The organism is Pseudomonas sp. 05N431 (assembly GCF_056397005.1).
In genome coordinates this window covers 190,941-214,410 of record NZ_JBFTMN010000002.1, presented here as the reverse complement: position 1 = coordinate 214,410, position 23,470 = coordinate 190,941, and the positions used below count along the sequence as shown (strand labels likewise).

The 23,470-nt window shown below is 60.0% G+C and carries 23 protein-coding genes; 15 read left to right on the top strand and 8 right to left on the bottom strand.

Annotated elements, in window-relative coordinates; translation table 11 throughout:
- The first annotated feature begins 1 nt into the window (after position 1).
- The 11 genes from iolD (at position 2) to AC1DIG_RS03875 (ending at position 13,636) form a co-directional block, all read left to right on the top strand.
- Complete coding sequence (gene iolD, locus AC1DIG_RS03925) at positions 2-1,933, top strand: 3D-(3,5/4)-trihydroxycyclohexane-1,2-dione acylhydrolase (decyclizing) (protein ID WP_477766230.1); 1,932 nt, start codon at positions 2-4, stop codon at positions 1,931-1,933.
- A gap of 34 nt (positions 1,934-1,967) precedes the next feature.
- Positions 1,968-2,978, top strand: a complete 1,011-nt coding sequence (gene iolG / locus AC1DIG_RS03920) for a bifunctional inositol 2-dehydrogenase/D-chiro-inositol 1-dehydrogenase (protein ID WP_477766229.1) — start codon at positions 1,968-1,970, stop codon at positions 2,976-2,978.
- A gap of 145 nt (positions 2,979-3,123) precedes the next feature.
- Complete coding sequence (locus tag AC1DIG_RS03915; protein ID WP_477766228.1) at positions 3,124-3,984, top strand: sugar phosphate isomerase/epimerase family protein; 861 nt, start codon at positions 3,124-3,126, stop codon at positions 3,982-3,984.
- A 143-nt stretch (positions 3,985-4,127) separates the two neighbouring features.
- Positions 4,128-5,180: a Gfo/Idh/MocA family protein gene (locus AC1DIG_RS03910; RefSeq protein WP_477766227.1), complete on the top strand. Its 1,053-nt coding sequence runs from the start codon at positions 4,128-4,130 to the stop codon at positions 5,178-5,180.
- A 355-nt stretch (positions 5,181-5,535) separates the two neighbouring features.
- On the top strand, positions 5,536-6,462 hold the full coding sequence (locus AC1DIG_RS03905; RefSeq protein ID WP_477766226.1) for a sugar ABC transporter substrate-binding protein: 927 nt from the start codon (positions 5,536-5,538) through the stop codon (positions 6,460-6,462).
- Between the two features lie 70 nt (positions 6,463-6,532).
- Positions 6,533-8,098 carry a sugar ABC transporter ATP-binding protein gene (locus tag AC1DIG_RS03900; RefSeq protein ID WP_477766225.1) on the top strand — a complete coding sequence of 522 codons (1,566 nt, stop codon included), beginning with the start codon at positions 6,533-6,535 and terminating at the stop codon, positions 8,096-8,098.
- Between the two features lie 69 nt (positions 8,099-8,167).
- Complete coding sequence (locus AC1DIG_RS03895; protein ID WP_216744252.1) at positions 8,168-9,190, top strand: ABC transporter permease; 1,023 nt, start codon at positions 8,168-8,170, stop codon at positions 9,188-9,190.
- 201 nt (positions 9,191-9,391) lie between these two features.
- Positions 9,392-10,741: a carbohydrate porin gene (locus AC1DIG_RS03890; protein ID WP_477766224.1), complete on the top strand. Its 1,350-nt coding sequence runs from the start codon at positions 9,392-9,394 to the stop codon at positions 10,739-10,741.
- A gap of 325 nt (positions 10,742-11,066) precedes the next feature.
- Positions 11,067-11,471, top strand: coding sequence for a TraR/DksA family transcriptional regulator (locus AC1DIG_RS03885; RefSeq protein WP_019691009.1), 405 nt, complete (start codon positions 11,067-11,069; stop codon positions 11,469-11,471).
- Positions 11,472-11,644: 173 nt separating this feature from the next.
- Positions 11,645-13,297, top strand: coding sequence for a methyl-accepting chemotaxis protein (locus tag AC1DIG_RS03880; RefSeq protein WP_477766223.1), 1,653 nt, complete (start codon positions 11,645-11,647; stop codon positions 13,295-13,297).
- Positions 13,298-13,432: 135 nt separating this feature from the next.
- Positions 13,433-13,636 (top strand): hypothetical protein, encoded by a 204-nt coding sequence (locus tag AC1DIG_RS03875; protein WP_477766222.1) that lies wholly within the window; start codon positions 13,433-13,435, stop codon positions 13,634-13,636.
- Positions 13,637-13,678: 42 nt separating this feature from the next.
- Here AC1DIG_RS03875 and AC1DIG_RS03870 read toward each other — a convergent pair whose 3' ends face one another.
- Together AC1DIG_RS03870 and AC1DIG_RS03865 are read right to left on the bottom strand one after the other, a co-directional pair.
- Positions 13,679-13,909, bottom strand: a complete 231-nt coding sequence (locus AC1DIG_RS03870; protein WP_477766221.1) for a hypothetical protein — start codon at positions 13,907-13,909, stop codon at positions 13,679-13,681.
- 159 nt (positions 13,910-14,068) lie between these two features.
- The gene (locus AC1DIG_RS03865; protein WP_477766220.1) at positions 14,069-14,260 is read right to left on the bottom strand and encodes a hypothetical protein; all 192 of its coding nucleotides are present in this window, start codon (positions 14,258-14,260) and stop codon (positions 14,069-14,071) included.
- A 409-nt stretch (positions 14,261-14,669) separates the two neighbouring features.
- Between AC1DIG_RS03865 and AC1DIG_RS03860 the strand changes: the two genes are divergently transcribed.
- The 4 genes from AC1DIG_RS03860 to AC1DIG_RS03845 all read left to right on the top strand — a co-directional run bounded on the left by AC1DIG_RS03860 (position 14,670) and on the right by AC1DIG_RS03845 (position 17,052).
- A complete protein-coding gene (locus AC1DIG_RS03860; protein WP_371922481.1) occupies positions 14,670-15,140 on the top strand; it encodes a hypothetical protein in 471 nt (156 codons plus the stop codon).
- Complete coding sequence (locus AC1DIG_RS03855; protein ID WP_477766219.1) at positions 15,141-15,344, top strand: hypothetical protein; 204 nt, start codon at positions 15,141-15,143, stop codon at positions 15,342-15,344.
- Positions 15,345-15,463: 119 nt separating this feature from the next.
- Positions 15,464-16,477, top strand: coding sequence for an ABC transporter substrate-binding protein (locus AC1DIG_RS03850; RefSeq protein ID WP_477766218.1), 1,014 nt, complete (start codon positions 15,464-15,466; stop codon positions 16,475-16,477).
- A 137-nt stretch (positions 16,478-16,614) separates the two neighbouring features.
- The gene (locus tag AC1DIG_RS03845) at positions 16,615-17,052 is read left to right on the top strand and encodes a DUF3995 domain-containing protein (protein ID WP_477766217.1); all 438 of its coding nucleotides are present in this window, start codon (positions 16,615-16,617) and stop codon (positions 17,050-17,052) included.
- Between the two features lie 142 nt (positions 17,053-17,194).
- On the opposite strand, the gene AC1DIG_RS03840 is transcribed toward AC1DIG_RS03845, so the two are convergent.
- The 6 genes from AC1DIG_RS03840 to AC1DIG_RS03815 are packed head-to-tail and all read right to left on the bottom strand — an operon-like array spanning position 17,195 to position 23,264.
- On the bottom strand, positions 17,195-17,563 hold the full coding sequence (locus AC1DIG_RS03840; RefSeq protein ID WP_477766216.1) for a Na+/H+ antiporter subunit G: 369 nt from the start codon (positions 17,561-17,563) through the stop codon (positions 17,195-17,197).
- Complete coding sequence (locus AC1DIG_RS03835) at positions 17,560-17,838, bottom strand: K+/H+ antiporter subunit F (protein ID WP_019690998.1); 279 nt, start codon at positions 17,836-17,838, stop codon at positions 17,560-17,562. The genes AC1DIG_RS03840 and AC1DIG_RS03835 overlap by 4 nt, the downstream gene beginning before the upstream one ends.
- The gene (locus AC1DIG_RS03830) at positions 17,835-18,323 is read right to left on the bottom strand and encodes a Na+/H+ antiporter subunit E (RefSeq protein WP_477766215.1); all 489 of its coding nucleotides are present in this window, start codon (positions 18,321-18,323) and stop codon (positions 17,835-17,837) included. The genes AC1DIG_RS03835 and AC1DIG_RS03830 overlap by 4 nt, the downstream gene beginning before the upstream one ends.
- Positions 18,320-20,005, bottom strand: a complete 1,686-nt coding sequence (locus tag AC1DIG_RS03825) for a monovalent cation/H+ antiporter subunit D (RefSeq protein ID WP_477766214.1) — start codon at positions 20,003-20,005, stop codon at positions 18,320-18,322. Before AC1DIG_RS03825 ends, AC1DIG_RS03830 begins: the two co-directional genes overlap by 4 nt.
- Positions 20,002-20,346 (bottom strand): Na+/H+ antiporter subunit C, encoded by a 345-nt coding sequence (locus tag AC1DIG_RS03820; RefSeq protein ID WP_003202835.1) that lies wholly within the window; start codon positions 20,344-20,346, stop codon positions 20,002-20,004. Before AC1DIG_RS03820 ends, AC1DIG_RS03825 begins: the two co-directional genes overlap by 4 nt.
- Positions 20,346-23,264 carry a monovalent cation/H+ antiporter subunit A gene (locus tag AC1DIG_RS03815; RefSeq protein ID WP_477766213.1) on the bottom strand — a complete coding sequence of 973 codons (2,919 nt, stop codon included), beginning with the start codon at positions 23,262-23,264 and terminating at the stop codon, positions 20,346-20,348. The genes AC1DIG_RS03820 and AC1DIG_RS03815 overlap by 1 nt, the downstream gene beginning before the upstream one ends.
- Positions 23,265-23,470: the final 206 nt, after the last annotated feature.

The following is a 23,470-nucleotide window of genomic DNA, read 5'->3' as shown; positions in this document are numbered from 1 at the left end:
CATGACCACAACACGACTGACCATGGCCCAGGCCCTGGTGAAATTCCTCGATAACCAGTACGTCGAGGTCGATGGGGTTCAAAGCAAATTCGTCGCCGGGATCTTCACCATTTTCGGCCACGGCAATGTGCTCGGCCTCGGCCAGGCGCTGGAGCAGGACAGCGGCGACCTGATCGTCCATCAGGGCCGCAACGAGCAGGGTATGGCCCACGCCGCCATCGGTTTTGCCAAACAGAACCTGCGTCGCAAGATCTACGCCTGCACCTCCTCGGTCGGCCCCGGTGCGGCGAATATGCTGACCGCTGCGGCGACGGCCACCGCCAACCGCATTCCCTTGCTGCTGTTGCCGGGCGATGTCTACGCCAGTCGCCAGCCGGACCCGGTGTTGCAACAGATCGAGCAGTTTCACGACCTGAGCATCAGCACCAACGATGCCTTCAAAGCGGTGAGCAAATACTGGGACCGCATCAACCGCCCGGAACAACTGATGAGCGCGGCGATCCACGCCATGCGCGTGCTCACCGATCCGGCAGAAACCGGCGCGGTGACGCTGGCCTTGCCGCAAGACGTGCAGGCCGAAGCCTACGATTACCCCGATTACTTCCTGCAAAAACGCGTGCACCGCATCGACCGTCGCCCGGCCACCGAAGCCATGCTCGGCGATGCCGTGGCGCTGCTCAAAGGCAAGCGCAAACCGCTGATCATCTGCGGCGGCGGGGTCAAATACTCGGGTGCAAATGCCGCGTTGCAGGCGTTTGCCGAACGTTTCGACATTCCCTTCGCCGAGACTCAGGCCGGCAAGAGTGCGGTGGTTTCCAGTCATCCGCTGAACGTCGGCGGGATTGGCGAAACCGGTTGCCTGGCGGCGAACCTATTGGCCAAGGAAGCCGATCTGATCATTGGCGTCGGAACGCGCTACTCGGACTTCACCACGTCGTCGAAATGGCTGTTCCAGCATCCCGAGGTGAAGTTTCTCAACCTGAACATCAGCCCGTGCGATGCACTGAAGCTCGATGGCGTGCAGTTGCTGGCCGACGCCAGATCCGGCTTGCAGGCATTGTCCGAAGCGCTGGCCGATTACCGCTCCAGTTGGGGCGATCAACCACGTCAGGCCAAGGCACAACTGGAGGAAGAGGTTGATCGGGTCTATCAGGTCGAATACCAGACCCAGGACTTCATCCCGGAAATCAACGACCACATGGACCCGGCGGTGCTGCGCGAATTCATCGAGCTGACCGGTTCCTGCCTGACCCAAAGCCGCGTGCTCGGCGTGTTGAACGACACCCTGGCTGACGATGCTGTGATCGTTGCCGCTGCCGGCAGCTTGCCCGGTGACTTGCAACGCAGCTGGCGCAGCAAGGGCGTGAACACCTATCACGTCGAGTACGGTTATTCCTGCATGGGCTACGAGGTCAATGCCGCGCTCGGGGTGAAACTCGCCGAACCGACGCGCGAGGTCTACGCGCTGGTGGGCGACGGCTCGTACATGATGCTGCATTCGGAGCTGGCCACCTCGATCCAGGAGCGGCGCAAGATCAACGTGATCCTGCTCGACAACATGACCTTCGGCTGCATCAACAACTTGCAGATGGAGCACGGCATGGACAGCTTCGGCACTGAGTTCCGCTTCCGCAACGCTGAGACCGGCAAGCTCGATGGCGGTTTCGTCCCGGTGGACTTTGCCATGAGCGCGGCGGCCTACGGCTGCAAGACCTACAAGGTCAACACCGTCGAGCAACTGCAAGCGGCACTGGCCGATGCGCGGTTGCAGACGGTGTCGACGCTGATCGACATCAAGGTCCTGCCCAAGACCATGATCCACAAATACCTGTCCTGGTGGCGGGTGGGTGTGGCGCAAGTCTCCACCAGCGCCCGCACCGATGCGGTAGCCAAAACCCTTAATGAACGACTGGCCAAGGCCCGTCAGTACTGATTGCTCTGCCATCTCAACAGGAAGGAGTCTTCGCATGTCTTTAAAGCTAGGCGTCATCGGCACCGGCGCCATCGGTCAGGATCACATCCGTCGTTGCAGCCAGACCCTGCTCAACAGTCAGGTGGTGGCGGTTACCGACATTAATTTGCAGCAGGCCGCCAAAGTGGTTGCCGACCTGAAGCTGACCGCCGAGGTGTACCCGGACGGCCACGCGTTGATCAAGGCGCCGGAAGTCGAAGCGATTCTGGTCACCTCCTGGGGCCCGAGCCACGAAGAGTTCGTGCTGGCCGCGATTGCGGCGGGTAAACCGGTGTTCTGCGAGAAGCCGCTGGCGGTGACTGCCGAAGGTTGCCGCAAGATTGTCGAAGCTGAAGTGGCCCATGGCAAACGTCTGGTGCAGGTCGGTTTCATGCGCCCGTATGACGAGGGCTATCGAGCACTCAAAGCGGTGATTGACAGTGGCCAGATCGGCGAGCCGCTGATGCTGCATTGTGCTCACCGCAACCCGACCGTGGGTGAGAACTACAAGACCGACATGGCGATCACCGACACGCTGATCCATGAACTGGACGTGCTGCGCTGGTTGCTCGATGACGATTATGTGTCGGTACAAGTGGTGTTCCCGCGCAAGACCAGCAAGGCCCACGCCCACCTGAAAGACCCGCAAATTGTCCTGCTGGAAACCGCCAAGGGCACGCGCATCGACGTCGAAGTCTTCGTTAACTGCCAGTACGGTTATGACATTCAGTGCGAAGTGGTTGGCGAGACCGGCATCGCCAAGCTGCCGGAGCCGTCGCAGGTGCAGATGCGCAGCGGGGCCAAGCTGTCCAACGCGATTCTGATGGACTGGAAGGACCGCTTCATCGCCGCCTACGACGTTGAGTTGCAAGCCTTCATTGATGGCGTTCGCGCCGGGCAGGTTGGCGGGCCTTCGGCGTGGGATGGTTTTGCGGCAGCGGTGGCGGCAGACGCCTGCATCGAAGCGCAACAGAGCGGGGCGATCATCAAAGTCGCACTGCCAGACCGCCCCCGTTTCTACGGCTAACCACAATCCAATGTGGGAGCGAGCTTGCTCGCGATGACGGCGGCACATTCAACATCAATGTTGGCTGACCTTCCGCTATCGCGAGCAAGCTCGCTCCCACAGGGTTGATGTCTGGGCTCAGGCCTGGGTTAAGGAGAACAAGAATATGCGCATCGCACTAGACCCCTACATGTACCGCACTCTGTCCCTGGGCAAGATGGTCGACAAGGTCGCCGAGCTCGGCTACGAGCACATCGAGCTTTCACCCCGGGAAGATTTTCTGCCGTTCTACAAGGCCCCGCGTGTCGACAAGGCGCGGATCAAGGAGTTTCGTAAAGCCTTGAGCGACACCGGGGTGAAGCTCTCGTCCTTGCTCCCGATGTACCACTGGGCCGCCGCCGATGAGGGCTTGCGAGTGGCGGCGGTGCGGAACTGGAAGCGCGCGATCCAGATTGCCGTTGAAATGGACTGTGAGCTGGTCAACACCGAATTCACTGGTCAGTCGGATAACCCGCTGGTCTGCGAGAACCAGTTCATGCGCTCCATGGACGAGCTGATTCCCGAGTTTGAACGCGAAGGCATCAAGCTCGATATCCAGGCGCACCCGTATGACTTCTGTGAGCGCAATAACGAGTCGGTCGACATCATTCGCGGTCTTGATCGCGACTGGATCAACTACCTCTACGCGGCGCCGCACACCTTCTTCTACGACGACGGCAAAGGCGACATCGCCTCGATGCTCAAGTACGCGGGCTCCAAACTCAGCCACCTGATCATCGCCGACACCTACAACCACAAGGCTTCGTCGGGATTGCGCTACATCGTCAACCCGCCGGGCGTTACGGCCACCGTGCACCAGCATCTGGACATCGGTCAGGGCGAGGTCGACTGGGAAGCGTTCTTCAGCACCCTGCGCGAGATCAAGTTCGACGGCATCGCCACGGTCTCGGTATTCGCCTGGGAAGATCGCCCGGACGAGTCCAACCGGATGATGCTGGAGCGCGTCAAAAGCGAACTCTGTCGCTGAAGCCGTGCACCGAACCTGTGGGAGCGAGCTTGCTCGCGATGGGATCAACGCGCTGCTTCTGATAAACCGCATTGCCTGCATCGCGAGCAAGCTCGCTCCCACAAGAGCCTCGCCAACCGGCGACTATCTATAAGGAAAGCTTCATGCGAATCGGACTTGTCGGTTACGGCCACGGTGGCCGGTTTTTCCATGCGCCGCTGATCAGCAGCTTGCCGGCGGCGACTTTTGTCGGCGTGGTCACGCGTTCACCCGAGCGCCGTCAGCTATTGGCGACTGAATACCCCGGCGTCCCGGCCTTCGGCAGTATTGGCCAGTTGGTGGAGGCCGGGGTCGATGTGCTGGTGATTTCCACCACGCTGGAGGGGCGAGCGGCGCTGGTGCTCGAAGCGATTGAGCACAGGGTAGCGGTGGTCAGCGACAAGCCCTTCGCCGCCGATGCGCAGCAGGCCGAAGCACTGGTGACCGCTGCCGAGTTACACAAAGTCCCGCTCAGCGTTTATCAGAACCGGCGCTGGGATTCGGACTTCCTCACGGTACGCAAACTCATCGACTCCGGAGCGCTGGGCCAGGTCACGCGCTTTGAGTCCAGCATAGAGCGCTACTCACCGCAGTCAGTGGGCAAGGGCAGCGGCGGCGGGTTCCTGCGCGATCTGGGCAGTCATCTGGTGGATCAGGCGCTGCAACTGTTCGGACCTGTGACGCGGGTCTACGCCGAACTGGATTACCTCACTGAAGATCAGCGTTACGACAACGGCTTTTTCCTCTCGCTGACCCATGCCAATGGCGTGACCTCGCACTTGAGTGGCAGTTGCCTGCAAAACATTCCCGGGCCGCGTTTTCGGGTCAACGGCACGGCGGGTTGCTACAGCGTCGACGGTCTGGACGGACAAGAGGCCCTGGCGCTGGCCGGGCTGACGCCAATGTCCGAAGGTGATCGCTGGGGCGTTGAAGAGCATCGACGCTGGGGCTGGTTCGAGCACGGTGACGAGCGCGAGCGGATTCCGTCTGAGCGCGGTTGCTGGAATCAGTTCTATTTACAGCTGCAAACCGCGTTGCAAGGCGCTGGCCCACTGCCGGTCGAGCCCCGTGATGCACTGGCGACCACCCGCATTCTAGACGCCGCGCGGCTGAGTTTCGAACGCCGCCAGGTGGTTGAAATGAAGCCTGCGTGCGGTCATGGAATAAAAACAGAATAAAATTCTAAAATGAGTTGATATGGAAATTAAATTCCAATAAAGTCGTTTCCAGGTTGCCGACTATCAACGTCCCGATCGACCTCAAGCCAGTCTTGAGTGCGGGGGAGGGCGAAACAAAAACAAGAAACAACGATAGGTACCGTCGATGAAAACCTTCAGCTCTGCTCTGCACGTTTTACGTAGCGCGTTCCTGCCTCATGTTCAAACCCTTTCCCTTTCCGGTTTCCTTTGCGTTGAACGCAAGGGCGCCCTGGTGTGCTGCATTCCCGGTGCACCGATCGTTCGCTTGCCCACTCACTGAATTCGTCCTGCGCCTTATCCATAAAACCTACAAGAATGTGGAGAAAGACTTTTCATGAAGACCAAGATCCGTTTCGCCTCGCTTGCCTTGTCCCTGATGCTTGCCAGCGGTGCTGCACTCGCTGACCTGAGGATTGGTGTCAGCATGTCGCAATTCGATGACACCTGGTTGACCTACTTGCGCGAATCCATGGACAAGAAAGCCAAGTCCATGCCCGATGGCGTCAAACTGCAGTTCGAAGACGCCCGCAGCGACGTGGTCAAGCAACTGAGCCAGGTCGAAAGTTTCGTCAGCCAGAAAGTCGACGCCATCGTGGTGAATCCGGTGGATACCGCCGCGACCAAAAAAATCACCGAAGCGGCGGTCAAGGCCGGGATTCCGCTGATCTACGTCAACCGTCGTCCCGATGACCTGAACCTGCCCAAAGGCGTGATTACCGTGGCCTCCAACGATCTGGAAGCCGGCCAGATGCAGATGCAGTACCTCGCCGAAAAAATGAAAGGCAAGGGTGACATCGTCATCCTGCTCGGCGACCTCGCCAACAACTCCACCACCAACCGTACCAAGGGCGTCAAAGAGGTGCTGGCCAAGTACCCGGGCATCAAGATCGACCAAGAGCAGACCGGGACCTGGTCACGCGATAAAGGCATGACACTGGTCAACGACTGGCTGACCCAGGGCCGCAAATTCGACGCCATCGTATCCAACAACGATGAGATGGCCATCGGCGCCGCAATGGCCTTGAAACAGGCCGGCGTGGAAAAGGGTAGTGTGTTGATCGCCGGTGTCGACGGTACTCCGGATGGCCTGCGCGCCGTGAAGAAAGGTGATCTGGCGGTCTCGGTGTTTCAGGACGCCAACGGCCAGGCTGTCGACTCCATCGACGCTGCCGTGAAGATGGCCAAGAACGAACCAGTCGAGCAGGCGGTGTGGGTGCCATATCGCCTGATCACCCCGGAAAACGTTGACCAGTTCAAATAGTCAGTCCGTTCAAAAACAACAATAAGCATGCAAGGTGGCATTGCCAACCTTGCTGATGGAGTACCTGATCATGTTCGCTTCAGCGACTGCTTCGAGCATCCCGTTGGCGGGTGTCCAGCCAAACGCCGTACCTGTCGATGAGCCGTACTTGCTGGAGATCGTCAACGTCAGCAAGGGTTTTCCCGGTGTGGTGGCTTTGTCCGATGTCCAGCTGCGGGTACGTCCGGGTTCGGTGCTGGCCTTGATGGGCGAGAACGGCGCCGGCAAATCCACCCTGATGAAAATCATCGCCGGCATCTATCAGCCGGATGCCGGTGAGCTGCGTCTGCGCGGCAAGCCGGTGACCTTCGATACGCCGCTGGCAGCCTTGCAGGCCGGGATCGCGATGATCCACCAGGAACTCAACCTGATGCCGCACATGAGCATCGCCGAGAACATCTGGATCGGTCGCGAGCAGCTCAACGGTTTTCACATGATCGATCACCGGGAAATGCACCGCTGCACCGCGCAATTGCTGGAACGGCTACGGATCAACCTCGACCCGGAAGAGCAGGTCGGCAACCTGAGCATCGCCGAGCGGCAGATGGTCGAGATCGCCAAAGCGGTGTCCTACGACTCGGACATCCTGATCATGGACGAACCGACCTCGGCGATCACTGACAAGGAAGTCGCCCATCTGTTCTCGATCATTGCCGACCTCAAGGCCCAGGGTAAGGGCATCATCTACATCACCCACAAGATGAACGAAGTGTTCAGCATCGCCGACGAAGTCGCGGTGTTTCGTGACGGTGCCTACATCGGCCTGCAACGGGCCGACAGCATGGACGGCGACAGCCTGATCTCGATGATGGTCGGGCGTGAGCTGAGCCAGTTGTTCCCGGTGCGCGAGAAGCCGATCGGCGATCTGTTGATGTCGGTCCGTGACCTGCGTCTGGACGGGGTTTTCCAGGGCGTTTCCTTCGACCTGCATGCCGGCGAGATCCTCGGTATCGCCGGGCTGATGGGTTCGGGCCGGACCAACGTCGCCGAAGCGATTTTCGGCATCACCCCGAGTGACGGCGGTGAAATTCGTCTCGACGGCCAACCGGTGCGTATCAGCGATCCGCACATGGCCATCGAAAAGGGCTTTGCGTTGCTCACCGAGGATCGCAAGCTCAGCGGCCTGTTCCCGTGCCTGTCGGTCCTGGAAAACATGGAAATGGCGGTGCTGCCGCATTACGTCGGCAACGGCTTTATCCAGCAGAAAGCCTTGCGCGCCCTGTGCGAAGACATGTGCAAGAAGCTGCGGGTGAAAACCCCGTCGCTGGAACAGTGCATCGACACCTTGTCCGGCGGCAACCAGCAAAAAGCCTTGCTCGCCCGTTGGCTGATGACCAACCCGCGCATCCTGATTCTCGACGAGCCGACCCGCGGCATCGATGTCGGCGCCAAAGCCGAGATTTACCGACTGATTTCCTATCTCGCCAGCGAAGGCATGGCGGTGATCATGATTTCTTCGGAGCTGCCGGAAGTACTCGGCATGAGCGACCGGGTGATGGTCATGCACGAGGGCGACCTGATGGGCACGCTCGACCGCAGCGAGGCAACCCAGGAGCGGGTCATGCAACTGGCCTCCGGGATGACCGCGGTTCACTAGTTTTTCAACGAATTGAGGCTGGCGGCGGTTTCCTCCGCGCCCGGCAACGCGATAGAAGGGTGAGTGGTTATGAACGCGATACTGGAAAACAAGCCTGCAATGGCGCCGGTCAAGAGTCGCCGGCGCTTACCGACCGAGCTGAGCATCTTTCTGGTGCTGATCGGCATCGGTCTGGTTTTTGAAGTGTTCGGCTGGATTGTGCGTGACCAGAGCTTTTTGATGAACTCCCAGCGGCTGGTCCTGATGATCCTGCAAGTGTCGATCATCGGCCTGCTGGCGATTGGCGTGACCCAGGTGATCATCACCACCGGCATCGACCTGTCGTCGGGTTCGGTACTGGCCTTATCGGCGATGATTGCCGCCAGCCTGGCGCAGACTTCGGATTTTGCCCGGGCGGTGTTTCCGTCGCTGACCGACTTGCCGGTGTGGATACCGGTGATTGCCGGGCTCGGCGTCGGGCTGCTGGCGGGGGCAATCAACGGCAGCATCATTGCCGTCACCGGGATTCCACCGTTCATTGCCACCCTGGGCATGATGGTCTCGGCCCGTGGCCTGGCGCGTTACTACACTGAAGGCCAGCCGGTGAGCATGCTCTCGGATTCCTACACGGCCATCGGCCACGGCGCGATGCCGGTGATCATCTTTCTGGTGGTGGCGGTGATCTTCCACATCGCCTTGCGCTACACCAAGTACGGTAAATACACCTACGCCATCGGCGGCAACATGCAGGCGGCGCGCACCTCCGGGATCAACGTCAAACGCCATCTGGTAATCGTCTACAGCATCGCCGGGTTGCTGGCGGGGCTGGCAGGCGTGGTGGCGTCGGCCCGTGCCGCAACCGGGCAGGCCGGGATGGGCATGTCGTATGAGCTGGATGCGATTGCCGCAGCGGTGATTGGCGGTACCAGCCTGGCGGGTGGCGTGGGGCGCATTACCGGCACGGTAATCGGCGCGCTGATCCTCGGGGTAATGGCCAGCGGCTTCACCTTCGTCGGCGTCGACGCCTACATTCAGGACATCATCAAAGGCCTGATCATCGTCGTCGCGGTGGTCATCGACCAATACCGCAACAAGCGCAAACTCAAGCGCTGAACTGCCCCTCCATGGGAGCAATGCTTGTGTGGGAGCGAGCTTGCTCGCGATAGCATCACCGCGGTGTTGCAGGAAAACCGCAGCGCTTGCATCGCGGGCAGGCTCGCTCCCACAGGTCCGGCGTCCAAAGGCTGTACTTCGCAATACCCACATCTCGCACTGAAAAAAACCTTAACAACAATAATGAAGGTGAGCTTTGCCATGGGCGTAAGAAAATCAACCTTGTACCTTTCCCCGTGCCTGCTGCTGGCGGCCATGGGCAGCGCGGGACACTGCCTGGCGGCGGATGCGTTCTCGGCCGATTCGAAATGGCTGACTGGCGATTGGGGCGGTCTGCGCACCGACTGGCTGGAAAAGGGCTACGACATTCAGCTGGAGCACGGCGGTGAATTTGCCAGCAACCTCAAGGGCGGCTACAACGACGACAAGACCGCACGCTGGACCGAGCAGTTCGTGTTCGGCCTCAAGGTCGATCTGCAAAAGGCCATGGGCCTCGAACACGCAACCTTCAAAATGGCGATCACCGAGCGCGACGGGCGCAGCCTGACCAACGACCGGATTGCCGACCCGCGCGTGGGTGGTTACAACTCCTCCCAGGAAGTCTACGGCCGTGGCCAGACCTGGCGCCTGACCCAGCTGTGGTTGAGCAAGGGCTTTCTCGATGACGGCGCGCTGGACATCAAGGTCGGTCGCTTTGGTCCCGGCGAAGACTTCAACAGCTTCCCCTGCGACTTCCAGAGCTTGACCTTCTGCGGCTCCCAGGTGGGCAACTGGGCTGGCAGCATCTGGTACAACTGGCCTGTCAGTCAGTTGGCCGGGCGGGTCAAATACAGCCTAAACCCTGAAGTGTTCGTGCAGGTCGGCGCCTACAACCAGAACCCGTCGAACCTGGAAGTCGGCAACGGCTTCAAGCTCGATGGCAGCGGCACCAAGGGCACGATCTTCCCGGTAGAGCTGGTCTGGTCGCCGAAAGTCCAGGGGCTGCCGGGTGAATACCGGGTCGGCTACTACTACAGCACCGCGAATGCCGACGACGTGCTCAAGGACGTCAACGGTCAGCCGCAACCGCTGACCGGCAACGCGTTCAAGTCTCACAGCAGCAAGTCCGGTTACTGGCTGGTGGCGCAGCAGCAGATCACCAGTCATCACGGCGATGCCAGCCGAGGTTTGTCGCTGTTCGCCAACCTGACGCTGCATGACAAGGACACCAACCAGGTCGACAACTTCATGCAGACGGGGATGGTGTACACCGGACCGTTTGATTCACGGCCCAAGGATGCGATCGGCTTTGGTGTCGCGCGGGTTCACACCAATAGTGACTACCGCGAGCGCGCCGAATTGCAGAATCAGCTCAACGGCGCGACCGACTACAACGATCCGGCGAGTATCCCGCTGCAGCACAGCGAATACAGTTCCGAGCTGTATTACGGCTTTCATGTCACCAACTGGTTGACCGTACGACCGAACCTGCAATACGTGCGTTACCCCGGTGGTGTGCGTGAAGTCGATTCGGCGGTGATCGGCGGGATAAAGGTCGAAACCGTGTTCTAAAGGCACTTTTCGCGGTGAATTACGCCACGCTGACCTGCGTGGCGTAGCCGTTTGTCTTCTATATACAGCCGCGCGATTGAATTTCTTGCTATAAACGCACTCCGATAACCGCCTCAAAGCTTGCCAGAGAGCAATTTAAGGGCTTTATCGGACAAATTCCCTGTCTTTTCAGTTGCTGAGGTTGCAAGTCGGCCTTAGACTGCCGCCCCTCGTAAATTGAGTGCCGGGTGGCGCTTGGAATGTACGGCGCCTTTCCGAGGCCTTGCAGGTCGACCGGAAAGCTCCCTGATTCGCCTTAATGCACGTATTTTTTATAGAGAAATCAATGACAAAGGAAAAGTTGCTGGCCATGCCGGCGGATGACTACATGAATGCCGAGCAACAGGCTTTTTTCACTGAGCTGCTGCAAGCCATGAAAGTGGAAACCCACGAGCGCATCGAACAGAACCGCATCGCCATTGAAAGCCTGGATACCCCGGCTGACCCGGCTGACGCGGCTTCGGTCGAGGAAGAGCGCACCTGGCTGGTCAACGCCATTGATCGTGATCAGCGCATGCTGCCTCAGCTGGAACGAGCGCTGGAGCGTATCGGCGACGACACCTTCGGCTGGTGCGACGACAGCGGCGAGCCGATCGGCCTGAAACGCCTGCTGATCAGCCCGACCACCAAGTACTGCATCGAAGCTCAAGAGCGTCACGAGCAAATCGACAAGCACCAGCGTCAGGCCTGATTCAGTAGCACCCATTCGCGGGCAAGCCCGTTCCCACAGATCACCCTTCACCTGTGGGAACGGGCTTGCCCGCGAAGCTTTTTGTCGCCTGGAAAATATCCCCGCACTTCTATTGATCTGCTGCAAGCACCCCGACTAATGGACCATAGATAATGGCCTTCTAGTGGCGCTTAATGCTGATACAACAAATAGAAGACGCAGTGGGGGTAACGAACATGGCAGGCGACGGATCTTTGGCTGGTGCAGCAGCGCAATCGCGGGTTTTACCCAAGGCTGATGCACGCTGGTTGGCGCCTGCGCTGCAAAGCGTCGCCTTGATGCTGTTGCTGTGCGCCTTGGCACTCGGCGGCTGGTCGCTTTATCTCTGTTTACCGGTGGCGGTGCTGATTATCTGGCTGCCCCGTCTGCGTTCGCGGGCAACCGTCGACGTTCCCGTCGCCGACACATCCAGTGCGATCACCGAGCTGACCCGCGATCTTTCTTATTCCACCAGTCATAACGCACTGTCTGCTGCGGGTGTGGCCTATTCGGTCAAGCAGTTGGCCGGCAAACTGCAGTCGCAACTCGATGCTGCCGCGCAGATCGTCAGCAGTGCCGAAGTCATGATCGGGACTGAGAAGGCGACTTCACAACTCAGCCAGCAAGCTTTGAGCGCCGCCAGCGAAGCCCACCAGAGCAGTGTTCTGGGAAGCACCGTGCTGGCCGAATCGATTACTCGGATGCATCAGCTCAGCGTTCGCGCCAACGATAGCCGTGAGCTGATCGAAGCCCTGAGTGTGCGCAGTGAAGACATCCAGCGAGTGACGCTGGTGATTCAGACGATCGCCAGCCAGACCAATCTACTGGCGCTGAATGCGGCGATTGAAGCGGCGCGGGCCGGGGAGCATGGCCGTGGTTTTGCAGTGGTCGCCGATGAAGTCCGCGGGCTGGCCGGGCGCACCGCTGCCGCAACGGGGGAGGTCGGAATGATGGTGGCCGATATCCAGCAGCGCACCGCGCAGGTGGTCGAGCAGATCCGCCAGCTGTCCAGTGACTTGAACAGCGGTGTCGAGCAAGTCGAGCACACCGGGCAACAATTGCAAAACATCGCCCGACTGGCCGCCGGGGTTGAAGCCCAGGTCGGTGAAATCGCCAGCGGCTCAAGCAATAATCACCAACAACTGGACAGCCTGTTTCATGCCGTCGAACAGATGCGCAGCGACCTGGCGGTCAGTGATCAGCAAACCCGGCACCTGGCGCAAGCGGCGGTGCAGATGGAGGGGCAGGCCGAGACCATCAGCGAACGCCTCGCCGAAGTCGGACTGGACGACTACCACCAACGGATCTATGACCTGGCACGCGAAGGTGCCAGTCAGATCGCAGAGCGTTTCGCGCAGGACATCGACCAGGGGCGCGTCAGTCTGGAGGACCTGTTCGACCGCAACTATCAGGCAATTCCCAACACGGCGCCGACCAAGTTCCAGACCCGTTTTGACCGTTACGCCGATCAGGTGCTGCCGGGGATTCAGGAACCTTTGCTCAAGCGGCATGAAGGTCTGGTGTTCGCGATCGCCTGTACCCAGCAAGGCTACGTACCGACGCACAATGCGATCTTCAGTCAGCCACTGACCGGCGACGTACACGTCGACACGTTGCACAACCGCACCAAACGCAAATTCAGTGACCGTACCGGTATTCGCTGTGGCAGCCATCAACAGCCTGTACTACTTCAGACCTATACTCGTGATACGGGCGAATTGATGCATGACTTGTCGGTTCCGATCATGCTCAAAGGGCGGCATTGGGGTGGATTGCGCTTAGGTTACAAACCTGAAAGCCCACGGTAAGGCGGCTCCTGGAGACGCGTGATTGTTACCGGTTATGCAAGGAAATTGTGCAGGCAGGCGGCTATTTCCAGGGGGCGGGACTCATTAACATTTCTACATTGTTAGGAAGCTAATGAAAAACTCCGAGGTGCTCTCATGCAAAGCAAAGTCGATGTGGCGGTGATGATTGGCAGTGGCGTACCTGCCGGATTGCGGGCAGCGGGGCAAAGCGTGTGCTGGGTCGTCTTGCTCAATGGCGAGCAACGAGGCACTGCATTCTCAAACCGTAATGAGGCCGAGGAATGCAAGGCTGCCTGGTTGGCGCAACTGAACGCCGAAAAACCCGACAGCCTGCATTAAATCGTTTTCGCTAATGCGTCTGCTGAAGTCGCGACCTGTCGATCAGGCTTTCAGCGCGCCTTCATCAACGGCAAGCTTCAGCGCTTTAGCCGATTCCTGCGCCGCGGCTGCTGCGACGTCCGAGGTCTTGAACCAGCGGTCTTTCTCGACCTGATGGTAAGTCACAGTGGTTTTCGGCTGTTTGGTGCGCATGACAATGACGGCCTGAAATTCGCCGTCGACTTCTCTGGCTTCGCCCCAAATAAAAAACTCGCCGATATCAAATTCCGTCACGTGCGCCTTCCCTTGGAAATTATTTTGTTGTATTCAACTCGGTCCGCCGAAGGGGCTGAGTTTCAATGGTCGGGCAGTATGGCAGTTGTTGCTTGCCGGTGGCGCAGTTAAGTCATCGGTGTGACGAAACGACAGCGCAGGCAAACGCAATCGGGTGTGTCAGAAGCGGGTTTCGAGGTTTCTGGCAAGAGCGCAGGCTTCGTTGTGGTCACCGCGGAAACCTCTTACGCGGCCCGTTGCGGTTTCTTTGATATGGAAAAAACGGTTACCCGCCAGAACCACCTGATAACGCAGGTGAGGGCTATAGGTCAGGGTGTTGGTGTGCTGGGCAGGGAGGGTCAGCGTGCTCATATGAATTCCTTTTCTATGGTTTGCCGACGGATACACGTCGCTTTAGGTAGTCTAGGGGCGCTTGGCTGCTCTAGAATTGCCTCCACGGGTTGGAGGCTCATGCCTATCTAAAGCAATTTTTTTCTGGCGATATGTCAGAAAAGTGTTTTTTTAAAGAGTTTTCTCCCTAAAGTAGATAGTCCAGTATTCTCTGGCCGTTAGAAGGGCGATTTCCTTCAGCATCTGACGACCGCCAGGGAAGACGGGAGGATGGGCATTCCAGTAGTCTTTTCCTACCCTGCGATGAAGGAGCTTTCTGCTCGCTTCACGATTTCAGCTTGGTCATTGTTGCGACATTTTCGGTATGACCGTTTTTCTGCTGCCTGTTTTTTCTGCAGGTAGCGTCATTTTCAGATGTGGGGATGTTTCCTTGGCAGTAAGTAATCTCGATATGCATGCTTTGTTCGTGCTGGGTGATCTGCGCGCAAAGCTGGTCAAGCAGTTTCAATCACGTTTCGTTTACATCACCGAGCAAACCCCTGAAGGTATTTACGTCGCCGAGATCGACACCGAGTCGGCACTGGTGGTGGACGACAAGCCTCGCCTGGAGCTCAAAGTCGGCGATCATTTCCGCGCAGCGGTATTGCCGAGCCGCGAAGGTGGCAAATTCGAAATCAAGTTTCGCGAGATCAAACTGACGGTCTACGGCCTCGGTGATTACGCGTTCGTGACCACAGCAGACGGCCACGCCATTCTGTTCAAGGAAGGTCATAGCGTAGTGACGGTGTTTGCCGCTCATCAACAGCTGCAGGAAGGCCTGACCAAAACCTTGAAAGCGGTAACCGGTAAAGCTGCCAAGTGGCGCAAAGGCGAGCTCACGACGTTCAAGGCCAGTGAGTAAATGAGCCTGTCCCGGGCCGACTTCCATGAGCAGAACCAGGGCAGTGCTCGCGCACAAGCCCAGCGCCTGTTCGCTCAGAAAGCTGTTTTGCAGGGCGCCTGGCTGAGCTGGGTGGCATCACAGATCTACACCTTGCGTCCGGCGGAGTACGCCAGCATGGTGCGAAGGGAGTTGCAGCACTTGCAGGACTCTTCTGAAAATTGATCGTTGGACCTCGAACGCACAAACCTCTACTACAGTCAGTTGACTGAGTATTCGCAGGTGCGCGGCCTTTGTGCGCAAAGCCGTCCTGCCATGGCTGTGAACAGCACGAGGTGTAACGCATGAAAGGGTTTCGACTACTGCTGGGAAGTCTGTTAACCACTGTTGGTCTGTTGGTGTCGCCCGTGACCGTAATGGCCGCCCCGGCGCCGATCCACTTCGCTGACCTGAACTGGGAAAGCGGCAGTCTGATCACCGACATTTTGCGGATCATTGTCGAGAAGGGTTACGGCCTGCCGACCGATACCTTGCCGGGCACCACCATTACCCTGGAAACCGCGCTGGCCAACAATGACATTCAGGTCATTGGCGAAGAGTGGGCCGGTCGCAGTCCGGTCTGGGTCAAGGCCGAGGCTGAAGGCAAGGTGGCGAGTATCGGCGATACGGTCAAAGGTGCAACCGAAGGCTGGTGGGTGCCGGAATACGTGATCAAGGGCGATCCGGCCAAAGGCATTAAGCCATTGGCGCCGGACTTGCGCAGCGTATCGGACCTGCCGCGCTACAAGGATGTCTTCAGCGATCCGGAAAGCCCCGGCAAAGGCCGTTTTCTCAATAGCCCGATCGGCTGGACCTCGGAAGTGGTCAACAAGCAGAAGCTCAAGGCCTATGGCCTGTCGGACAGCTATGTGAACTTTCGCAGCGGTTCCGGTGCGGCACTGGACGCAGAGATCACCTCGTCCATTCGCCGTGGCAAGCCGGTGCTGTTTTATTACTGGTCGCCAACCCCGTTGCTCGGGCGCTTCAAGCTGATTCAGCTGGAAGAGCCTCCGTTCGATGCCGAGGCCTGGAAGACCCTGACCGATGCCGATAATCCCGATCCGAAACCAACCCGTTCGCTGCCCTCGAAACTGTCGATTGGGGTGTCTGCACCGTTTCAGAAACAGTATCCGCAGGTGACTGCGTTTTTCAGCAAGGTCGACCTGCCTATCGGGCCGTTGAACAAGGCCCTGGCCGAAATCAGCGAGAACCACACCGCGCCGCGTCAGGCGGCCGAAGCCTTCATGAAGGCGCACCCGGAGGTCTGGCAGGCGTGGCTGCCCAAGGATGTCGCAGACAAGGTATCTGCCAGCCTGTAGTGCAGCGAATCGATCAATGAGCGGTCAGTTCAGGCTAATTCCATGGGGCGTGACTGCAACATTGCCGTGGAACAACGCACTGACAAAAACTCTGGTCTAGGCTGTTTCTTCTGCCATCGATTCCAGGAACCCCGCTCATGACGTTTGTGCTTGCTCAATGGATCGTCGCCGCGTTTGTGCTGATCAGCCTGATTCATCTGTACTGGGCGCTCGGCGGTCGTTGGGCCAGTGATGCCGTGGTGCCACAGGTGCAAGACGGTGCGGAGGAAGTGCTGCGGCCGGCTTTCAAACCTTCTGCACTGGGAACCCTGGCGGTGGCTGTCGGGTTGCTGCTGATAGCCTTGATGGTGTGCCTGAGAGTCGGCCTGTTTGTGCCTGCAGTCGGGCACTGGTCGCTGCAATGGCTGATCAGTGCAATTGCCTTGCTGATGTTTGCCCGCGCGATCGGTGATTCGAACCTGGTCGGGTTTTTCAAGGAAAAGGCCGAGTCGAAGTTCGCGCGCCTCGACACCTGGGCCTATTCACCGCTGTGTGTGGTGTTGGGGGCGGGGTTGTTAGTGGTCGCTTGGGTTTGAGGTGAGCGGGCTATCGCCATCGCGAGCAAGCTCGCTCCCACACTGGATCTGTGTTGTATTGAGATTATGTGTGCACGGCAAATCCAGGTGGGAGCGAGCTTGCTCGCGAAGAGGCCTTCCCATTCACCACAACCCTTCGCAATCAGCTACCACTTTCAGTCCGCCGACTGCTGACCTCAGCCGGCACATCATCCCCGGCCATGCGCTTGCGGAACAATGCCGCACGCGCCAGCAGCAGGGTGGTGACCGGCATGGTGATCGACAGCAGTATCGGGATCAACCAGGCGTGCAACACCGGCCCCGATTTGAGTGCCGAGAAAAAGATGATCGACGCCAGTGCCACGCACCAGGCGCCCAAGGTCGAGGCCAAAGCCGGCGGGTGCATGCGTTGGAAGTAGTCCTTCAAACGCAGCAGGCCGATGGCACCGATCAACGCGAACAGACTGCTGGCGACCAGCAGGATCGCCACCGGGATCTCGACCCACAAAGACAACTGCCCCAGCTCATTCATTCGATCACCTCGCCACGCAGCAGGAATTTCGCCAGGGCAAACGAACCGACGAAGCCGAACAGTGCGATCAGCAGCGCCGCTTCGAAGTAGGTGTCACTGGCATAGCGGACCCCCAGCACCAGCATCATCAGCATGGCGAGGATGTACAGGTAATCCAGCGCCAGAACCCGGTCCTGTGCCGATGGACCTTTGAACAGGCGAATCAGCGTCAGTCCCATCGCCAGCGAAAAAATGAACAGGCTGAACAGAACCGCATTCGAGAGCAGGGCGCTCATTCGAAAATCTCCATCAAGGGGCGCTCATAAGTCGCCTTGAAGTGCTGGATGAAATGCGCTTCGTCATCCAGATCGAATACATGCAACAGCAGAATGCTGCGATCCAGCGCCAATTCCGACCAGACCGTGCCGGGAATCACCGTGGTGATCATCGACAGCGCCGCGAGGCCGTTAGCATCACGCAGGTCCAGCGGCACCTTGATGAACGTCGAGTGCGGCGGCCGTCGACCGGCGTTCAGCACGCCCCAGGCGACGGCGAGGTTGGACGCCAGCACGTCACAGCCGACCTGTAAGATCAGGCGCAGGATCACTCCGGGACGACGAATACGGATCGGCAGCGGTCGCAGCTTGCGCATCATCAGCGGTGCGCAAAAGCCCAGTATTGCACCCAGTAGCAGGTTGCCCGGACTGATGGACTGGTTCAGCACCAGCCACAGCAGCCAGAGGGCCAATGACAACCACGGTGCCGGAAACAGGCGCTTCATGGTTGCACCTCCTGCATCGTGGCCTTGGCTTCGGGGTTTGGTACAGCGCGGGTGCCGAGTACCGCCGTCACGTATTGCTGCGGATTATTCAAGGTGTCGGCGGCCGCCTGGGTATAGCGCATCAGCGGTTCGGCCTTGAAGGTCAACACGATGCTCAAGGCCAGCAGGGCAAAGATCGGCACGCATTCCAGGCGCCGCAGCACCGGTGACGGGCGTTCAGCAGGCGTCCAGAAACGCTGGATACCCAGGCGCGAGAAGGCGATCAACGAAGCCAGCCCGGACAGAATCAACAGCGCCAGCAGGCTCCATGCCGCGTTCGATATCGGTTGCTCGCCCGAGGCGCCGAGGCCCAATGGGTTGAGCAGGGCGCTGAGCAAGCCGAGTTTGCCGATGAACCCGGAGAGCGGCGGCATGCCGATGATCAGCAGGGCGCATGCAATGAAACTCAAGCCAAGGAACGCCATGGTCCAGGGAATCACCTGACCGACCACGGCTTTCTGGTCGTCATCGAGGTTGATGCCCTTGGTCGGCGGTGAGGATTCCAGCGGTCGCGGTAGCGCTTCGATTTCATCGTCCAGCGGCATCTCGATGGCGGTGCGCGAGCGTTCGATCAGTTCCGCCAGCAGGAACAGCGCGCTCAGCGCGAGGGTCGAGCTGACCAGATAGAACAGCGCTGCGCCGATCAGGCTCGGCTGGGCAAAACCGATAGCCGACAACAGGATGCCCGCCGACACCACGATACTCAGGCTGGCCATGCGTTCCAGTCGCTGTGTGGCCAGGATCGCCAGTGCGGCGCAGACAATCGTCGCCATGCCGCCGTAGGTCAGCCAGTCGCCGCCAAAGTACGCCGAAGCACCGGCCTGGCCGGAGAACAGCAGGGTCCACAGGCGTAGCAGGGTGTAGACGCCGACCTTGGTCATGATCGCGAACAGCGCCGCCACCGGTGCGCTGGCCGAAGAGTAGGCCGGGGCCAGCCAGAAGTTCAGCGGCCACATCCCGGCCTTGGCCAGGAACGCCACGGCCAGAATCGCTGCACCGGCATGCAGCAAGCCGCGATCGGCTGCCGGCACCAGCGGGATCTTCTGCGCCAGATCGGCCATGTTCAGGGTGCCGGTGACGCCATAGATCAGCGCCGCGCCAATCAGGAACAGCGACGAGGCCAGCAGGTTGATCGAAATGTAATGCAGGCCCGACGACACCCGGGCGCGCCCCGAACCGTGCAGCATCAAGCCGTAAGACGCCGCCAGCAGCACTTCGAAAAACACGAAGAGGTTGAACAGGTCGGCGGTCAGGAAAGCCCCGTAGAGACCCATCAGCTGAATCTGGAACAGCGCGTGGAAGCTGGCGCCGGCACCGTCCCAGCGGGCCATGGCGAACAGCAGGGCGCTGACGCCGATGATCCCGGTCAGCACCAGCATCAGCGCCGACAGGCGATCGACCACCAGCACGATACCGAACGGTGCCTGCCAGTTGCCCGGCAGGTACACGCCGATGGAACCGGGCACGCCTTGCGCCTGGGTCCACTGCAGCAACAGCACTGAAATCCCCAGGCCCAGCAGGCTGGAGAACAGGTTGATCCGGGCTTTGAGCGGGCGGTGTTTTTCGCCGAGCATCAGCATCAGCGCCGCCGTCAGCAACGGCAGCAGAATCGGTGCAGCGATCAGATGGGGCATCCAGCTCATTCTTTAGGCTCCCGGCCATCGACGTGGTCGGTACCGGTCAGGCCCCGGGACGCCAGCAGCACCACCAGGAACAACGCGGTCATGGCGAAGCTGATGACGATGGCGGTGAGCACCAGCGCCTGGGGCAGCGGATCGGTGTAATGCAGCAGGTCTTGCGGCACGCCGTCCTTGATGATCGGCTCCTTGCCGATGAATAGGCTGCCCATGCTGAAGATGAACAGGTTGACCCCGTAAGACAGCAGGCACAGGCCCATGACGACCTGGAAGGTCCGTGGGCGCAGCACCAGCCAGACCCCGGAGGCCGCGAGGACGCCAATGGCAATTGCGATGACTTCTTCCATCAGGCAGCTCCTGGCTTGGCAATGGGTTTAGGCTGGCTGCCCGGCTTGTGGCCACGCACCGATTGGTGCGCCAGGGCAGTCAGGATCAGCAGCGTCGAACCCACCACCACGGCGTACACGCCGATGTCGAAGCCCAGCGCACTGGCGATATGAATCTCGCCCAGCAACGGCAGCCCGAAATGCCAGGTGTGGGTGGTCAGGAACGGATAGCCGACGAGCATCGCGCCGAGACCGGTGAGCGTGGCGAACAGCAGCCCGGTGCCCATCCAGCGCACTGGCCGCAAGCTCATCTGCGCCTCGACCCACTGCGTGCCGGCGACCATGTATTGCAGGATGAACGCTACCGACATCACCAGCCCGGCGACAAATCCGCCGCCCGGTTGATTGTGCCCGCGCATGAACAGGTAGAACGACACCACCACTGCAATCGGCAGCAACAGCCGCACCAGCACCGCCGGCACCATCATGAAGCCCAGCGCGGTATCGCTGGCGTGACGCGGGTTGACCAGATCGGTGACCACGTCCGGTGCCAGCAGGCGTTGTTGTGCCGGCAGCTGCATGCTTTCCTTCGGTGGGCGGAAGCGTCGCAGCAGGGCGAATACGGCCAGCGCCACGGCCACCAGCACGGTGATTTCACCGAGGGTGTCGAAGCCGCGGAAGTCCACCAGCATCACGTTCACCACGTTGCTGCCGCCACCTTCGGGCAGGGCGCGACTGAGGTAAAACGAGGAAATGTCGTTCGGTGTCTGGCGGGTCAGCATGGCGTAGGCGAGCAGCGCCATACCGATGCCGACCGCGCTCGACAGCAGCAAGTCGCGCAGACGGCGAACCCGTGCTTTAGGGACGCTGCTGGGCAGTGGCGAGACCTCTTCGATCCGTCGCGGCAGCCAACGCAGGCCAAGCAGGATCAGCACGGTGGTCACCACCTCGACCACCAATTGGGTCAGGGCCAGGTCCGGCGCCGAGAACCAGACGAAGGTGACGCAGGTCATCATGCCGCAGACGCTGACCATGGTCAGGGCCGCGAGCCGGTGGTACTTGGCTTGCCAGGCGGCGCCCAGCGCGCAGGCAATCGCCAGCAACCAGAGCGTGACGAAGACGATCGAGCCGGGGATCTTCGGCCGCTCGCCCCAACTCAGGCCGCTGTGCAGCAGCGGAATCAACCCGGCCAACACGGCCACCAGCACCAGCAGGAACAGCTGGGTTTGCAAGCGCGTGGTACTGACTCGCCGCTCCAGCCGTCGGGCCAGACGCATCATCACCACCAGGCTGCGTTCGAACAGGCGCTTGCCGTTGAGCCGGCCAATGATTGGCGGGTATTCGAACCGTCCGCGTTTGAGCGGGTTGCGCAGCAGCAGGTACACAACGATACCGGCGGACATGGCGATCAGGCTCATGATCATCGGCGCGTTCCAGCCGTGCCAGATCGCCAGACTGTATTCGGGCAGGGTTCCGCCCACCACCGGCAGGGCCGCGGCGGCGAGCAATGGGCCGACCACCTGGGCCGGGAAAATCCCGACCACCAGGCAGGTGAACACCAGCAATTCCACCGGCGCACGCATCCAGCGCGGTGGTTCGTGCGGGGTGTGCGGCAGGTCGGTGGCGGTTGGGCCGAAGAACACGTCCACCGTGAAACGCAGGGAGTAGGCGACGCTGAAGGTACCGGCGATGGTCGCGACAATCGGCAGGGTGGTTTCGATCCAGGCCGAGGCATTGATGAACACGGTTTCGGCGAAGAACATTTCTTTCGAGAGGAAACCGTTGAGCAGCGGCACGCCGGCCATCGAGGCGCTGGCGACCATCGCCAGGGTCGCGGTGAACGGGATCAGTTTGATCAGGCCATTGAGCTTGCGAATGTCGCGGGTGCCGCTTTCGTGGTCGATGATCCCTGCGGCCATGAACAGCGAGGCCTTGAAGGTCGCATGGTTGAGAATATGAAACACCGCCGCGACGGCGGCCAGCGGGCTGTTCAGGCCCAGCAACAGGGTAATCAGGCCCAGATGGCTGATGGTCGAGTAGGCCAGCAGGCCCTTGAGGTCGTTCTGAAACATCGCGCAGTAAGCGCCGAGCAATAACGTACAGGCGCCAGCCCCGCTGACGATGTAGAACCATTCTTCGCTGCCGGACAGCGACGGCCACAGCCGTGCCAACAGGAAAACCCCGGCCTTGACCATGGTCGCCGAGTGCAGGTACGCCGAGACCGGTGTCGGTGCGGCCATGGCGTGGGGAAGCCAGAAGTGGAAGGGGAATTGGGCGCTTTTGCTCAAGGCGCCGATCAGGATCAGCGGCAGCAAGATGGGGTACAGCGCATGGGCGCGAATCAGATCGCCGGCGGCCAGGACCTTGTCCAGGTCATAGCTGCCCACGACATGGCCGAGCAGCATCACCCCCGCCAGCAGGCACAAGCCACCGGCGCCGGTCACCATCAGCGCCATGTAGGCACCACGGCGAGCATCGGCGCGGTGGTGCCAATAGCCGATCAACAGGAACGAGAAGAGGCTGGTCAGCTCCCAGAAGAACACCATTTGAATCAGGTTGCCGGAGATCACCAGTCCGAGCATGGCGCCCATGAACGCCAGGAAAAACGCAAAGAAGCGCGGCACCGGGTCGTCCGGCGACATGTAATACCGTGCATACAGCGACACCAGCGTGCCGATGCCCAGCACCAGCATCGAGAACAGCCAGGCGAAACCGTCCATGCGCAGGACGAAATTCAAGCCCAGGCTCGGTAACCAGAAGAACTCTTCGCGAATCACGCCACCGTGGGCGATCTGCGGATACAGCAAAGCCACCTGGACGGTGCCGATCAGGGCGATCAGGCCGGCCAGGATTGATTCAGCGTTACGCGCGTTGTGCGGCAGCAAGGCCGCCAGACAGCTGCCGATAAAAGGCAGAAGCAGTAGAACTATCAGGGACATAGGCTTCTAATCTGCGGAAGTTTGTGAAGGATCATACGTGCCGAGCCCCTGATCACCAACTGCCAAGCTGTGGCAGGATCCTACAAGGTAGGCTGAAAACGCCTGATTCACATTGTTTCGAAGGGCTGTGCTCGACCGCTCGGACGCCATCGCGAGCAAGCTCGCTCCCACAGGGGATCTTCATTGAACTCAGTTGTTGCGTACGA

Bases quoted from the DNA above. Each gene is read 5' to 3' on its own strand.
- AC1DIG_RS03885 (WP_019691009.1), top strand. From the start codon at position 11,067: ATGACAAAGGAAAAGTTGCTGGCCATGCCGGCGGATGACTACATGAAT.
- AC1DIG_RS03880 (WP_477766223.1), top strand. From the start codon at position 11,645: ATGCTGATACAACAAATAGAAGACGCAGTGGGGGTAACGAACATGGCA.
- AC1DIG_RS03855 (WP_477766219.1), top strand. From the start codon at position 15,141: ATGAGCCTGTCCCGGGCCGACTTCCATGAGCAGAACCAGGGCAGTGCT.
- AC1DIG_RS03910 (WP_477766227.1), top strand. From the start codon at position 4,128: ATGCGAATCGGACTTGTCGGTTACGGCCACGGTGGCCGGTTTTTCCAT.
- iolD (WP_477766230.1), top strand. From the start codon at position 2: ATGACCACAACACGACTGACCATGGCCCAGGCCCTGGTGAAATTCCTC.
- AC1DIG_RS03815 (WP_477766213.1), bottom strand. From the start codon at position 23,264: ATGTCCCTGATAGTTCTACTGCTTCTGCCTTTTATCGGCAGCTGTCTG.
- AC1DIG_RS03875 (WP_477766222.1), top strand. From the start codon at position 13,433: ATGCAAAGCAAAGTCGATGTGGCGGTGATGATTGGCAGTGGCGTACCT.
- iolG (WP_477766229.1), top strand. From the start codon at position 1,968: ATGTCTTTAAAGCTAGGCGTCATCGGCACCGGCGCCATCGGTCAGGAT.
- AC1DIG_RS03890 (WP_477766224.1), top strand. From the start codon at position 9,392: ATGGGCGTAAGAAAATCAACCTTGTACCTTTCCCCGTGCCTGCTGCTG.
- AC1DIG_RS03830 (WP_477766215.1), bottom strand. From the start codon at position 18,323: ATGAAGCGCCTGTTTCCGGCACCGTGGTTGTCATTGGCCCTCTGGCTG.
- AC1DIG_RS03835 (WP_019690998.1), bottom strand. From the start codon at position 17,838: ATGAGCGCCCTGCTCTCGAATGCGGTTCTGTTCAGCCTGTTCATTTTT.
- AC1DIG_RS03850 (WP_477766218.1), top strand. From the start codon at position 15,464: ATGAAAGGGTTTCGACTACTGCTGGGAAGTCTGTTAACCACTGTTGGT.
- AC1DIG_RS03865 (WP_477766220.1), bottom strand. From the start codon at position 14,260: ATGAGCACGCTGACCCTCCCTGCCCAGCACACCAACACCCTGACCTAT.
- AC1DIG_RS03825 (WP_477766214.1), bottom strand. From the start codon at position 20,005: ATGAGCTGGATGCCCCATCTGATCGCTGCACCGATTCTGCTGCCGTTG.
- AC1DIG_RS03905 (WP_477766226.1), top strand. From the start codon at position 5,536: ATGAAGACCAAGATCCGTTTCGCCTCGCTTGCCTTGTCCCTGATGCTT.
- AC1DIG_RS03915 (WP_477766228.1), top strand. From the start codon at position 3,124: ATGCGCATCGCACTAGACCCCTACATGTACCGCACTCTGTCCCTGGGC.
- AC1DIG_RS03900 (WP_477766225.1), top strand. From the start codon at position 6,533: ATGTTCGCTTCAGCGACTGCTTCGAGCATCCCGTTGGCGGGTGTCCAG.
- AC1DIG_RS03895 (WP_216744252.1), top strand. From the start codon at position 8,168: ATGAACGCGATACTGGAAAACAAGCCTGCAATGGCGCCGGTCAAGAGT.
- AC1DIG_RS03840 (WP_477766216.1), bottom strand. From the start codon at position 17,563: ATGAATGAGCTGGGGCAGTTGTCTTTGTGGGTCGAGATCCCGGTGGCG.
- AC1DIG_RS03845 (WP_477766217.1), top strand. From the start codon at position 16,615: ATGACGTTTGTGCTTGCTCAATGGATCGTCGCCGCGTTTGTGCTGATC.
- AC1DIG_RS03820 (WP_003202835.1), bottom strand. From the start codon at position 20,346: ATGGAAGAAGTCATCGCAATTGCCATTGGCGTCCTCGCGGCCTCCGGG.